This window comes from Isoptericola aurantiacus (assembly GCF_044769875.1).
Lineage (GTDB): Bacteria > Actinomycetota > Actinomycetes > Actinomycetales > Cellulomonadaceae > Isoptericola > Isoptericola aurantiacus.
In genome coordinates, this window is sequence record NZ_JBJBAE010000007.1 from 111,881 (window position 1) to 125,733 (window position 13,853).

Below are 13,853 nucleotides of genomic sequence, written 5' to 3' on the forward strand. Positions count from 1 at the left end.
GTCAGACGGTCAGCAGCCCGCGCCGGGTGGCGACGGCGACGGCCTCCGCACGCCCGGAGACTCCGAGCTTGGCGAGCACGTTCGAGACGTGGACGCTGACCGTCTTGGTGGAGATGAACAGGTGCTCGCCGATCTGCCGGTTCGACAGCCCCTGGGCCACCAGGGTCAGGACCTGCTCCTCACGCTCGGTGAGGGTGGTGGAGGACTCGCGGCGCGTCCCCGGGACCGCGATGCGGGCCCGCCGCGCCCACGCGAGCACGGCGTCGGCCAGCGGCCGGGCACCCATCCGCTGCGCCTCGGTCAGGGCCTCGACGCCCTCCAGCTCCGCGGCCGTCCGGTCACCCGCGGCACGCAGCGCCTGGGCCCACCGGAACCGGGACCGCGCGACCTCGTAACGGTAGCCGTAGGAGAACTCCCGCACGGCGGCCTCCCACACCGACGGGTCCGCCGCCTCGCCGCCCGACGCGGCCACCAGGCGGGCGTGCTCCGCCTCGGCACGCGCCAGCCACGCGCGGCCCTCGGGGCCGAGGACGCCACCGCGGGGCCGGCCCCGCTCCGCCGTCTGCCGGGCCACCGAGAGCAGGTCGTCGCCGGCGGCGCGCCGCTCCGCCTGCTGCGCGGCGGACCCACCGCCGGGCGCGGACTCGGCGGCGTCGGCCAGCGCGGCCAGCGCGAGCGCCGAGATCCAGATGCGGCCCAGGAAGTAGGTGCTCCACACGGCACCGAGGTGGTCGACGACGGCGCCCGCCAGCGCGACGGCCTCCTCCTGACGGCCGGCCCACGTCAGGGCGTCGATGCGGCACCCGCCGGAGGTCAGCGCCACGAACCCGTCGACGTCCCACTCCTTCTGCAGCGCCGCCGTCCGGTCGAGCACGTGATCGTCCCCGCGGGCGACGGCGGCGTACAGACCTGCGCCCTCCAGGACCGTCGCCTCCAGGGCGGGCACACCGTCCCGCGGTGCCGCCGGGGTCAGGTCGCCTCGGACGTAGCGCAGGAGCTCGGCGATCATGCGCATCGCGGTGCCGACGGAGCTGCGGGTCGATGCCGTCTCCGCCGCCCGCGCGAGTCCCTGGCGCAGCAGGTCCTCGGCCAGGTCGAGGCGACCCGCGTAGTACCAGGTGGTGGCCAGGTTGTAGCGGCAGCGCAGCTCGGCGCCGAGGTTGCCGGCGTCGATCGCCCGGTCCATCGCGGACTCGATGAGCCGCGCCGCTGTCCCGGGGTCGCCGACCTCGAGCACCGCCAGGGACGCCAGGGCGTCCGCCTCGGCGTCGGGGGCCTGCGCGCGGCGGGCCACGTCGACGGCCCGCTCCAGGAACTCGCGGGCGGCGTCGTCGTCGTCCCCGTTCAGCTCGATGCGCCCCCGCACGGAGAGGGTGGCGGCGAGCGTGGCCGTCGGGTCGTCGGGGAGCGCCGCGAGGGCGAGCTCGGTCTCCTGGGTGGCCTCGGACATGTCCTCCTGGACGTCGAGGAGGTAGCGGGCGAGCACGTGGCGCAGACCGGCCTGGCGCCGGGGATCGTCCGGGAGCGACTCGATCGCGCGGCGGGTGAGCTGGACGGCGCGGTTCGGCTGACCGGCCCGCGAGGCCGCGGCGGCGGCGTCGAGCGCCACGTCGACCCGGTCGGCACCCACGCGCTCGGCGGCGTCGGGCACCGACCCCCACAGCGAGAGCACCTGCTCGAGGTGGCGCAGCTCCTCGGTGGGGGCCAGCAGGTCGCGGGCGCCCGCGGCCGCGTCGTAGGAGGCCTCCAGCGCCGTCGGCAGGTCGTGACCCTGCTGGGCGTGGTGGGCGCGCTCGGCGGCCGAGCCGAGTCCCGGTGAGGCGGTCAGGGCCGCGAGGTAGGCCAGGTGCATCGTGGTGCGTTCACCGGGCAGCAGGTCGAGGTAGAGGGCCTCGGCGAGCAGGGCGTGGCGGAACGCCAGGTGGGCGCCCTCGACCCCGAGCACCTGGTGCGTCACGGCGTCGCGGAGCGCGGCGGCCGTCGCCGCCGGGTCCTCGAGCCCCGCGGTGCGCTCCGCGGCCGCGCGCAGGAGGTCCTCGCGCACCTGGCGCCCGGCGACCGAGGCGAGCCGGACGAGCTGCTGCACCGCCGGCGCCAGGTCCTGCATGCGGGCGTGCAGCACGTCGGCGAGCGACCACGGCAGCGTGCCGGTGGCGAGCCCGGCGGCCACGAGCTCCTCGGCGAAGAACGCGTTGCCCTCCGAGCGGCGCAGCACCTGGGCGAACTCGGCCTCGGGCAGCGGAGCGTCGTTGAGGGCGGTGGTGAAGGCGCGCAGCTCGGCGGTGGTGAACGGTTCCAGCTCGACGTGGTCCACGCGTTCGGAGCGGTGCAGCTCCGCCAGGAGGGGGCGCAGCGGGTGGCGGCGGTCGACGTCGTCGCTGCGGTAGGTGAGCACGAGCAGCAGGTGCTCGGACCGCAGGCGGGTGACGAGGAAGCGCAGCACGTCCCGCGTCGACGGGTCGGCCCAGTGCAGGTCCTCGATGACGAGGACCAGCGGGGCGCCGGGGCGGCCGACGGCGGTCAGGGCGCTCGCCACGCCGTCGAGCAGCGGCAGGCGCTCCGCGTGCTGGTCGTCGGCGGCCTGGCGGGGACCGGCCGGGTCGAGGAGGCGGGCCAGGGCCGGACGTTCGGCGACCAGCTCGGCCACGCAGGCGGCGACGTCGTCGGTGCTGTCCGCACCGGCCGGCCGCTGCAGCTGGCCCAGCGCCTCGGTGAACGGCAGGTAGGGGATGCCGATCTCGCCCAGGTCGACGCAGTGCGCGACGACGACGCGTCCTCCGGCCTCCTCCGCCGTGGCGGCGAGGTGGGTCACGAGGCGGGTCTTGCCCACGCCCGCGTCCCCGCCCACCAGGAGCACGCCCGGTTCGCCGGAGGCCGCACGGTCGAAGGACCGGCGGAACCCGGCGACCTGCTCCTCGCGCGCCACGAGGGGGATCTGTGAGGACCGTCGCACCTGGGCATCGTCCCACCAGCCGCCGACACCGGCCGAGCGAAATTCGCCCCGACGCTCCCCGGGCGGGGACGTGCGACGGCCCCGCCGTCCCGGGTGGATTCCGGGCCGGCGGGGCCGCGCCTGCTCACCGCGCCGCGGTCAGCGGCGGTGCTTGAACAGCGTCACCTTCACCGGCGTCTCGACGATCGTGGTGCCGGGCACCTCGTCCGCCACGAGCTCGGTGTGCACGATGCCCTTGCCGGGGCGCTTGGCCTTCAACGTCACGTCGTACGTGAGGCTGCCGCCCGGCGTCGGGTCGGTCGAGGTGACCACCTGCGTGTTGCCGTCGGGGAGCTCGTCGACCATGTCGCCCGTACCCGCGGCGTTCTCCGCCCCGACGAGGAAGTCCATGCCCGGGTCGGCCATGGCCTCGGCGTAGTCGAAGGTGATGTCCTGCTCACCGTTGGACCCGATCCAGACCTGGAACGAGCGCGCGTCCTGGGTGCCCCAGACGTACATGTCCCACTGGACCACGAGCCAGTCGTTCACGCCGTCGGTCAGGGAGCCGATCCGGACGCCCTCGGCCGCGGTGCCGTCGCCGGCCTCGCTGTTGAGGTCCGTCCAGAACGGCGCGAGCACCGAGTTGGGCCGTGCGGAGGATGCACCGTCCGGCAGGTCGCAGCAGTTGTTGTCCTCCGACGTCCCGCCGCCGGCCACCAGGTAGCCGTTGGAGTCGACGCCGATCGAGGTGTACGTCCGGCCGTTGAACTCGAACGCGGGCACGTCGTAGTTCGTCAGGGTCTCGTCCCCGAAGGCCTCCGGCGTGATGCCGAAGCTCTCGAGGTCGAGGAACCCGGCGCCGTCGAGCACGTCGACGCTCGGCACGCCCAGCTCGGCGGCCGCGAGGGTCGCCGACTCGGAGTGCTTGCCCTTGAGCGCCCGCTCACCGGTGGTGGTGACCGAGACGTCCTGCTCGTTGAACGACTCGTTGGTCGCGGTCACGGTACAGGTCACGTCGCTCTTGAAGTGGATCGACTCCTCGTCGCACGACTGGCTGAGCGACACGTTGCCCTGGGTGGGCACGTAGGCCACGGGGAGGTGCCCCTCGCCGCGCTGCGTGGCGAACGTGATCTCGGCGAACTTCTGCTCGCCGCTGGCCGACGTGTCGGTGATCGTGATGTCGAACGACCTGCTCTTGCCCGGCTTGAGCACCGCGATCCGGGGGCTGAACGAGATCTTCGTGCCCTTCGGGGTCTCGGCCTTCGGGTGGACCACCAGCGTGCGGCCCGAGGTGTTCTCGAGCGTGCGCGTGGTGGTGAGCCGGCCGGGCAGGGTCGGCGCGTTGATCGACGGGATGTTGAGGTCGACGGCGTGCACCGGGTCCGTGGTCAGCGCGGCGAAGTTCTCCGTGGTGTCGCTGATCGTGAACGGCGGGGTGAGCGACTCACCCACGTCGACCCGTCCCGCACCCATGTCGAACGGGTCGGCCGGCGTGGTCAGGTCCTCCTTGACGACGTCGGTGGTCGACTGCGTCATGATGGCGGACTTGATCTGGCCGGGCGTCCAGTCGGGGTGCGCCGCCTTGAGCAGCAGCCCCACGCCGGCGATGTGCGGCGAGGACATCGAGGTGCCGTTGATGGCCTGGTAGTACTGGCCGGACGGACCGCTCTCCGGGGCCTCCGGCGTCGGCGTCATGGCGGCGAGGATCTGGACCCCGGGCGCCGTGATGTCGGGCTTGACGACCGGACCGGCCGGGCCGCGGGACGAGAACGCCGCGATGACGTCGCCCTGACCCTCGGCCGGCGCGCCGTCGGTGAAGGTGCCGGTGACGCCGGTGTGGGAGTCGAACCACGCCATCATCTCCGTGCCGTCCGCGAGGTGCACGGCCGGCAGGTAGTGGTTGTCCGTCGCGACGTCGGCGAGCGTCGGGTTGTAGAGGACCATCCCGGCGGCGTCACCCTGGAGCACGTTGTACCCCTTGAGCACCCGGGCGTTCTGCCCGCGCTCGCAGAGCACGATCGTGTCCTCGAACAGACCCTCGGGGGCGGGCTCGAGGCACAGCGGGTCGGAGTACGGCGGCTCGGAGGCGTGGACGACGGGCAGCGGCTCGTCGATCCCCTCCACGATGGAGGCGCCCTCCGCGGTGAAGGTCTCGCCGTCGTCGGCGGTGAGGGTCAGCTCGGAGGTGAAGGTGCGGTCCTGCGTGGAGGCCGCGACCGTCGTGACCCAGGGGCTGACGTGGTTGGCCGTCGCCGCGGTGGGACCGGAGTTGCCGGCCGACGCCGCGACGAACACCCCGGCGTCGTACGCGTTGAGGAACGCGATCTCGATCGGGTCGGTCACCGTGCTGCCGCCGGAGATCGAGTAGTTGATCGCGTCGACGTCGTCGAGGATCGCCTGCTCGACGGCGGCGACCAGGTCGGAGGTGTACCCGCCGCCCGGGCCCAGGGCCTTGTACTCGATGATCTTCGCGCCGGGGGCCACGCCCTGGATCTTGGCGATCTCGGGGCCGATGGTCTGGACGTCCTCGACGACGTTGCCCGCCGAGGTGCCCGAGGTGTGCGAGCCGTGCCCCTCGGAGTCCCGCGCGGTGCCCTCGTAGAGGTACTCGCCGGGGTTGAGCAGGTCGTACAGGTCGGTGAACGAGTAGCCGCCGATGAGCTTGTCGTTGCACTCGAACGGGTCGACGGCGTCGGTCAGCGGGTTGTCGCCGAAGTTGCAGGCGACGGTGGGGCCGTCGTACTCGCTGAGGTTGCCCTGGTCCTCGAACGAGGGGTGCTCGGGCCACAGACCGGTGTCGATGTTGCCGAGCACGAGCCCGTCGCCGGCCTCGGACTCGGTGCCGAGCTCGTCGTACGCCGCGGGGGCGTCGATGAAGTCGATGCTGGAGTCCGTCAGGGGCTTCTCCAGGGTGTTCTCCTGGACCGCGACCACACCGGGCACCTCGAGCAGGTCGGGGATCCGGTCCCCGGGCACCAGGGCGGCGACGCCGCCGTAGACGGTGTCGAAGCTGTCCACGACCTCGGTGGCGGGGACGGCGTCGGTGACGTCGGCGGTGATGGACCGCTCCTGCTTCGAGACGTAGCCGCGGTAGCGCTTCTCGGCCTTGCCGTCCTCGGCGAGCGACTTCCCCGTGACGGCGGGGCTGGTGGCGTCGAACCCTGCCACGGAGCCGTCGTAGGAGGCCACGGCGTCGTAGTCGTACTTGACCAGCACCGGGATCTTCTTGCTCGAGCTGATCTTCAGGAGCTTCTTCGGGGTCTCGACGAGCGCGCTCGTCGGTGCCTTGGGGCCGTCCGCGGTGGAGGTGGCCGTGGGCTGGGCCTCGGCGAGGCTCAGGTCGTCGGGGTCGGACGGTGCCGCACCCGCCGCCGCGGCGGTGAGCGACGTGATGGCCAGCGCGGCGCCGGAGGTGGCGGCGACGAGCCGGAGTCTGGTCTGGTGTTTCCGCAAGCGCATGTGAGCGCACCCTTCGTCTCGGTCGTGGAACACGACTGCCGGTCCGTGGCCACCTCGGTGTGGCGTCCCCGTCGCCGGAGTCAACGGAAAATGTACGACGGATGTGATGCAGGCAACATTCGAACGTGTGTCAGGCGTGTGACATGGCACAGCGACGCGACCCGTCGGGGAGTCCAGCGAGCGGGACTGAGGGTAGGTATGCCTAATCCCGACTGCTACCGTGGGCATCGTCCTGACAGCTCGTCATGATCACGCCCCGTCGGAGGTCCCCATGTCTGCCGTCGCCCCCGAGGCCACGCTCTCCACCCTGCTGCGCGACGGCACCCGCGCCGAGCACGAGCAGGCCGAGAACGAGGGCTTCGTCTCGCGGCTGCTCTCCGGCGGGCTCGACGTCGCCGCCTACGCCGATCTGGCCGCCCAGCAGCTCGCGGTCTACACCGCGCTGGAGGAGGCGAGCGCCGTCGTGCGTGCCGACGACCGGGGCGCGACGGTCGTCTTCGACGAGCTGACCCGCGTCCCGGCGATCGAGCGAGACCTGTCCCACCTGTACGGTCCCGGCTGGCGGAGCGAGGTCCGGATCCTGCCCGCCACCGAGACCTACGCGGCCCGCCTGCGCGACGTCGGCGCCGACCTGCCGCGGTACGCGGCGCACGCCTACACCCGCTACCTCGGGGACCTGTCCGGCGGGCAGATCATCGCGCGCATGATGCAGCGCCACTACGGCATGGGCGCCGCCGGGCTGGAGTTCTACGACTTCCCCGCGATCGTCAAGGTCAAGCCCTTCAAGGACCTCTACCGCGAGCGCCTCGACGGCCTCGCTCTGACGCCGGGCGAGGTCGCCGTCGCCGTCGCCGAGGCGCAGGAGGCGTTCCGCCTCAACCGCGCGATGTTCGTCGAGCTGGGCGCGGTGCACCCCGGCGCCTGACCGCGCGTCGCCATCTCACCGGCAGTTCGTCGTCTGCGCGGCAGTCCGAACTGCCGCGCAGACGACGAACTGCCGTCCTGACGGCTCGGTAGGGTGCCGGACATGCCTGTCGTGGTCGCCCGCTACGCCGCCGCGGCGCTCGTCTGCTCCTCGGCGGTGCTGCTGTTCGCCGTGCACGTGCGGCCGCTCGGCTACGTGCCGCTGGTGGCCGGCGTCGTCCTCGGTCTGCTCGTGGACCGGGCCCTGGGGCGCGACCTGGCGCTCGTCGCGGCCGGGATGTCCATCGTCTCGGCGATCCCGCTCGCGGCCGACCTGTCGAACGCGGGCATGACCCGGTTCACGGTGGCGCTGTCCCTGGCGGTGCTGGTGCCGTGGGCGGTCTCGCGGTGGGTGTTCCGCGACGACGGCGGCGCGGGGGCGGTGCGCTTCCCGGTCGCGACGGGCCGGCGCTGGACGCGGGGGCAGTGGATCTACCTGAGCATGGTCGTGGTGATCGGCTACCTGGTGCTGCCGCCGTACTTCCTGGGGTCGGGCGCCTACCTCAACTGGCCCTCCCTGGAGGGCGACGGTCAGGTCGCGCGGCTGTTCGTGGGCGTCAACGCGGTGGGCCTGTGGGACGAGCTGTTCTTCATCTGCGTGGTCTTCACGCTGCTGTGCCGGCACTTCCCCGTGCAGGTCGCGAACGTGCTGCAGGCGACGGTGTTCGTCTCGTTCCTGTGGGAGCTCGGGTACCGCGAGTGGGGCCCGCTGCTGACCATCCCGTTCGCGCTGGTCCAGGGCTGGATCTTCGCGCGGTACAAGTCGTTGTCCTACGTGGTGGCCGTGCACCTGCTGTTCGACGCCGTGGTCTTCGCGGTGCTGGTGCACGGGCACCGGCCCGAGCTGTTCGACGTCTTCGTCACGGCTCCCTGACGCCGGTCGCGGCTCGGCGCCGCAGCCGGGACTCCACCAGCGGGATCGCGACCGCGACCAGGGTCAGCGCGGCGCCGACGTACATCGCGACGCCCGGCGGCGCGGCCTCCGGCACGACGACGTCGAGCACCAGCGCCCCGACGATCTGCCCCGCGATGAGACCGAGCCCCAGCAGCAGCACGCCGATGCGTGCCACGACGGCCGCCTGGATCCCGATGAACACGATGCCCAGCAGCCCGCCGGACCAGAGCACGAGGTCGGCCGGCAGGTCGCTCGGCAGGGTGCCACCGGGCCAGTCGTCCACCGCGACGGAGACCCCGAAGGCGACGAGCAGCGCCGTCGTACCGACGAGGAAGTTGACGAAGGTGGCCGCCGCGACGCCCGGGAACGCCGACGACGGCGGGGCGCCGGCGGGCGGCGGCGGGACGGCGGCCGCTCGCACGCGGCCGTTCATGGCCTGCTGCCAGGCCTGGACCATCCCGGCGAGCAGCGGGATCACGGCCAGCCAGACGCCGTCGACCCGGCCCACCGACCCGGAGACGGCGATCCCCACGGCCACCACGGTCAGCGCCGGGCCGACCGCCCGGCCGACCGTGATCAGGCGCACCCCGCCGGGGGCGAGCCCGAACCGGTCCACCAGCAGCGAGCTGGCCGACTGCCCGGCCACGATGGCGACCATGAACAGCGCGACGCCGAGCGTGGCCACGGTCAGCCCCTGGGCCGCGACGTAGAACCCGCCGCCGAGCCCGCCGAGCGCCTCCCACCAGCGCAGCTCCCGGGTGCGCAGCGCGGTCACCACGTGCCCGACGGCGGTCCGTGCGGCGGGCCAGCACGCCAGGGCCAGCGTCAGCCACAGCAGACCGGAGCCGAACGAGATCACGGCGGCGCCGAACCCGCTGCCGACCTCGGTGGCCAGGGTGCCGTTGACCCGGGACTGCGAGGCGGCGGCGAGCCCGCCCACGAACGCGGCGGCGACGCCGAGTGCGGCCCCGGTGCTGCGGGCTGAGGTGGGTGCGGTCACCCGCGGAGTCTAGGCGGCGGGGTGCGGCGGCCGGGCGGATCGGGGGCGGATCGGGGGCGGATCGCCGCGGGAGCTCGGGGCGACCCGGCGCGGGAGGCCGGGCGGCGGCGTGCGCCGGTGGCAGCATGCGGTGCGTGACGACCGACGTCGACCGCCGCGCCGCGCGCCACGCCCGCACCGGTGCCCAGGCGGCGATCCCCGAGTCCGCCGGCCATGCCCACGCCCATGGCGGACCCGTGCCGCCCGCGCCCTGGCGTACACGCCTGGTGCTGGCCGTCCTGGTGCTGCCCGCCGTCGTGGCCACGGCGCTGGGGCTGTGGCACCTGTGGCCGTCGTCCGCCGACGTGCCGGAGCGGGTGCCCGTCGTCGTCGAGGGCAGCGAGCTCGTCACCGCGACCGTCGTCGGTCCGCTGGAGGGCGAGGCCGCCGGCGACGCCTCGTGGCCCACCACCGAGGACTCCACGATCGGCAACATGGAGATCCGCCTGGCCGACGGCACGACGGCCGGCATGCAGGCCGAACCCCGGTTCGAGCTCGAGGCGGGCGACGCCGTGGTGGCGCTGTACATCGGCGACTTCGCCGAGACGCCCGTGCCGTACGTGTTCATGGACTACGAGCGCGAGGTGCCGTTCGCCCTGCTGGGACTCGCCTATGTCGTGGTGGTGCTGCTGGTGGCGCGCTGGCGCGGACTCGCGGCGCTGGTGGGCCTGGCCGTCGCGTTCGCCGTCTTCGTCGGGTTCACGTTCCCGGCGCTGCTGTCCGGGCAGGACGCGCTGGGCGTGGCCCTGGTGACGTCCTCGGCGGTGATGCTCGCGGTGCTCTACCTGGCGCACGGGCTGACGGCGCGCACCACCGTGGCGCTGCTCGGGACGCTGGCGGGGCTGGCGCTGACGGCGGGGATCGGCGCGTGGGCCGCCGGGGCGGCGCAGATCACCGGCGCCTCGGAGGAGATCGCCACGAACCTGCCGACGATCGCGCCCGGCGTCGACCTGCGCGGGATCGCGCTGTGCGGGCTGGTGCTGGCCGGGATGGGCGTGCTCAACGACGTGACGATCACGCAGGCCTCGGCGGTGTGGGAGCTGCGCGCGCTCGCCCCGCACGCCTCGCGCCGGGCGCTGTTCGGCCGCGCGATGCGGATCGGCCGTGACCACATCGCCTCGACGGTCTACACCATCGCGTTCGCGTACGTCGGCGCGGCCCTGCCGCTGCTGCTCACCGTCTGGCTGCTGGACCAGACCCCCCTGATGACGCTGACGTCGGGGGAGATCGCCGAGGAGGTGGTCCGCACCCTCGTCGGCTCGATCGGCCTGGTCCTGGCGATCCCGATCACGACGGCGATCGCCGCCGTCACGGTGCCGCGCGCGGCGGCGCTCGACGCGCGCCACGCACCGGGCTCCACCACGATGGGGGTCAGACCGTCCGAGGAGGACACCGTGCAGGAGCGGCCGTGACCACGGGGCCCGGGACCGAGCCCGGACCGGACGACACCGACCTCGGCAACGGTCCGCACGCGTTCTTCTCCCGGCGGCGGCAGCCGGTCACGGACGACGACCCGCGGATCGACCCCGGGTCGCGGTGGATCGACCGGTTCGGGGTGCTCCTCGTGCTGGTGGGCGTCACGGTGGCGCTGCTGTCGCTCGTCGACATCCATGCGGAATCAGGCCGGATCAGCGCCCAGCTCGCGGGCCTGGTCACGTCGCTGTCGGTGGGCGCGACGCTCGGTCTCGCGCTGCGGGCCTCGGGGCTGCGGACACGGTGGCGGCGCCGCGCCTACGTCGCGCTCGGGATCCTCGTGGTGGCTTCCCTGGTGATCGTCCTGGTCCTGGACACCACGGACGCCGTGACCTCGGCCCCGCCGCTGCTGCTGCTCCTCGCGGCCCTCGCGCCGGTGGTCGTGGCCCGCCGGCTGGTCCGCCACCGGACCGTCACGCTCGCCACGCTGCTCGGGGCGGTGTCCGCCTACCTGCTGATCGCCCTGGCCTACTACTACGCGTTCCTCATGGTGGACAACTACGGCAGCGAGCCGTTCTTCGGGACCGAGGAGCCCACGACGTCGTTCATGTACTTCTCGCTGACGACCATCACGACGCTCGGCTACGGCGACCTGGCGGCGGTCTCGCCGCTGGGCCGGCTCCTCGCGACGAGCGAGGCGATCATCGGGCAGGTCTACCTGGTGGTGTTCGTCGCGCTGATCGTGAGCCTCGCGGCCGGGCGCTGGCAGCGCGAGCGGGACTGACCGCCTCTTCTTGATAACCGTTCTCAGCCGTGGTTGACTCCGTCCTACTGATGCGAATGGTTCTCATTCGCGTCCAGATCCTGTCGGCGTGCGCCCGCGCGCCACCACCGAGACGGAAAGACACCCCATGACGCTCCGCCACCGCGGACCCGCCGCCCTCGCGCTCACCCTCCCGCTCGCGCTGCTCGCCGCCTGCTCCACCGGGACGGACGCCGGGACCGCAGGGACCGCCGACCCTGCTGCCTCCGAACCTGCCGCCGAGACCCCGACCGAGGTCCAGTCCCGCACCCCGCGCCTCGCCGTCACCTATGACGGCGGCATCCGGGTCCTCGACGCGCTGACGCTCGACGAGGTCGCCGACGTCGAGCTGGCCGGCTTCAACCGGCTCAACCCCACCGGCGACGGCCGGCACCTTGCGGTCTCCACCACCGGCGGGTTCCAGCTCCTCGACACCGGGACCTGGGGCGAGGGTCACGGCGACCACTTCCACTACTTCACCGCCGCGCCCGCCCTGACCGACGTGACCTACGACGCCGAGAAGCCGGGGCACGTCGTGGTGCACGACGGCGTCACCGCGTTCTTCGACGACGGCACCGGTCGGGTGCAGGTCGTCGAATCCACCGATGTCGCCGCGGCGGAGGCCGAGGTCGAGACCCTCGCGCTGCCCGACGCCCACCACGGCGTCGCCGTGCGGCTGAGCGACGGGTCCACCCTGGTGACCGTCGGCACCGAGGACGAGCGCTCCGGCGTCGCCGTGCTGGACGCCGACGGCGAGCAGGTCGCCGCGTACGACGACTGCCCGGGCGTGCACGGCGAGGCCGTCGCCGCGGACGAGGCCGTCGTCGTCGGCTGCGAGAACGGCGCCGTGACCTGGGCCGACGGCGCGTTCACCCCCGTGCCGACCCCGGACGACTACGCGCGGATCGGCAACCAGGCGGGCACCGAGGCCTCGCCCGTGGTGCTCGGCGACTACAAGACCGACCCGGACGCCGAGCTCGAGCGCCCCACCCGCGTCAGCCTGATCGACACCCGCGACGCGAGCCACCGGCTCGTGGACCTGCCCGCCTCCTACAGCTTCCGGTCGCTGGCCCGCGGCGACGACGGCGAGGCGCTCGTGCTCACCACCGACGGCGACCTGCAGGTCATCGACCCGGAGTCCGGTGAGATCACCGCCTCGATCCCGGTCGTGGACGCCTGGGAGGAACCGACCGAGTGGCAGCAGCCGCGACCGGCGGTGACCACCCTGGACGGTTCGGTCTACGTCACCGACCCGGCGCACCAGCAGGTCCACGCCGTCGACCTCGTGGAGGAGGAGGTGTGGCTCACGGCGGACGTCGGCGTCGCGGCGAACGAGATCGCGGGCGTGCGCGGCGAGCCCGCCGTCGTCCCCGAGGACCACGGCGACCACGAGGACCACGAGGACCACGACCACTGAGCCTCGCGAGCCGCCGGGTCCCGTGCGCCGCGGCGCACCGGACCCGGCGGCTCACGTCAGGTGGTCGAAGTCCCCGCGCACCCAGGCGGCGTGCCGCCGCGCCGAGCGCAGGACGACGTCGCGCGCGTCGGCCGCCACCACGCCGTCGAAGTTGTTGTAGAGCCGGTCGAACGGCCGCCGGGCCACGTGCTCGGCGACGCGCTCGGCCACCGCGCCGGACAGCGGGATGCGGTTCGGGTAACTGCGCATGAAGCTCACCGAGACCCGGTCCGGGTTCGCCATGATCGTGTCACCCGCCAGCAGGACGCCGCGCCCGTCCGCTCCGGCTGCCCAGTGCACGACGGCGGAGCCCGGGAAGTGTCCGCCGGGCTGGCTCAGCGTGACCCCCGGCAGCACCTCCCGCTCGCCGGACCACGGGGTGATCGCGGCGTCCGGACGCGCGACCCAGCCGAGGTCCGCCTCGGCGACGAGCACCGGGACGGGTCGGCCGCCGACCCCCAGGCGGCGGCTCCACTCGGTCTGCACCCCGAACATGTGCGGGTGGCTGGCCACCACCGCCACCACCCCGGCGGGGCCGGCCAGCTCCCGCACCGCCGCCGCGCCGTCGTCGTCCACGAACCCGAGCGGGTCCCACAGCAGCGACCCGGCGGGCGTGCGCACCAGCTTGGACTGCTGCCCGATGCCCACCCCGGGCGCGGTCCGCAGGGCGAAGAGGTCGGGCTCGAGCTCGCTGACACGCACGTGCAGCCCGTCCGCGGCGAGCTCGTCCAGCGTGGTCCACGCCTGGCCCGACGCCGGGACCCACTGGCGCTCGTCGGCGCAGATCGCGCAGACCTCGGGGCGGTCGGCGTGCTCGACGGCGCAGGTGCGGCAGATCCAGAACGGCGCGGGATCGGAGGTCGTCGAGGCCATGGAGGTCATAGGGTCACCCTC

Annotated in this window: 9 protein-coding genes; 5 read left to right on the forward strand and 4 right to left on the reverse strand. The window is 73.6% G+C overall.

Translation table 11 applies throughout. The features are described 5' to 3' along the window. Nucleotide 1: 1 nt before the first annotated feature. Together ACIQLL_RS16970 and ACIQLL_RS16975 are read right to left on the reverse strand one after the other, a co-directional pair. Nucleotides 2-2,953: a helix-turn-helix transcriptional regulator gene (locus ACIQLL_RS16970; protein ID WP_402469721.1), complete on the reverse strand. Its 2,952-nt coding sequence runs from the start codon at nucleotides 2,951-2,953 to the stop codon at nucleotides 2-4. 138 nt (nucleotides 2,954-3,091) lie between these two features. Beyond that, entirely contained in the window at nucleotides 3,092-6,391 is a 3,300-nt protein-coding gene (locus tag ACIQLL_RS16975) for a S8 family serine peptidase (RefSeq protein WP_402469724.1), read from the reverse strand. A gap of 271 nt (nucleotides 6,392-6,662) precedes the next feature. On the opposite strand from ACIQLL_RS16975, the gene ACIQLL_RS16980 reads away from it, so the two are divergent. Then, nucleotides 6,663-7,316: a biliverdin-producing heme oxygenase gene (locus ACIQLL_RS16980; protein WP_402469727.1), complete on the forward strand. Its 654-nt coding sequence runs from the start codon at nucleotides 6,663-6,665 to the stop codon at nucleotides 7,314-7,316. A 102-nt stretch (nucleotides 7,317-7,418) separates the two neighbouring features. Continuing rightward, nucleotides 7,419-8,228, forward strand: coding sequence for a CPBP family glutamic-type intramembrane protease (locus ACIQLL_RS16985; RefSeq protein ID WP_402469730.1), 810 nt, complete (start codon nucleotides 7,419-7,421; stop codon nucleotides 8,226-8,228). Here ACIQLL_RS16985 and ACIQLL_RS16990 read toward each other — a convergent pair. Then, complete coding sequence (locus ACIQLL_RS16990) at nucleotides 8,215-9,249, reverse strand: DMT family transporter (RefSeq protein ID WP_402469732.1); 1,035 nt, start codon at nucleotides 9,247-9,249, stop codon at nucleotides 8,215-8,217. The two genes, ACIQLL_RS16985 and ACIQLL_RS16990, sit on opposite strands and share 14 nt — an antisense overlap. 134 nt (nucleotides 9,250-9,383) lie before the next feature. Here ACIQLL_RS16990 and ACIQLL_RS16995 point away from each other — a divergent pair, with 134 nt between their 5' ends. The 3 genes from ACIQLL_RS16995 to aztD all read left to right on the forward strand — a co-directional run bounded on the left by ACIQLL_RS16995 (nucleotide 9,384) and on the right by aztD (nucleotide 12,920). Then, nucleotides 9,384-10,700, forward strand: coding sequence for a YibE/F family protein (locus ACIQLL_RS16995; RefSeq protein WP_402469735.1), 1,317 nt, complete (start codon nucleotides 9,384-9,386; stop codon nucleotides 10,698-10,700). After that, on the forward strand, nucleotides 10,697-11,485 hold the full coding sequence (locus ACIQLL_RS17000; protein ID WP_402469737.1) for a potassium channel family protein: 789 nt from the start codon (nucleotides 10,697-10,699) through the stop codon (nucleotides 11,483-11,485). Before ACIQLL_RS16995 ends, ACIQLL_RS17000 begins: the two co-directional genes overlap by 4 nt. Nucleotides 11,486-11,612: 127 nt before the next feature. Next, nucleotides 11,613-12,920, forward strand: a complete 1,308-nt coding sequence (gene aztD / locus ACIQLL_RS17005; protein ID WP_402469739.1) for a zinc metallochaperone AztD — start codon at nucleotides 11,613-11,615, stop codon at nucleotides 12,918-12,920. Nucleotides 12,921-12,971: 51 nt separating this feature from the next. Here aztD and ACIQLL_RS17010 read toward each other — a convergent pair whose 3' ends face one another. Continuing rightward, nucleotides 12,972-13,841, reverse strand: coding sequence for an MBL fold metallo-hydrolase (locus ACIQLL_RS17010; protein ID WP_402469741.1), 870 nt, complete (start codon nucleotides 13,839-13,841; stop codon nucleotides 12,972-12,974). Between the last annotated feature and the right edge of the window lie 12 nt (nucleotides 13,842-13,853).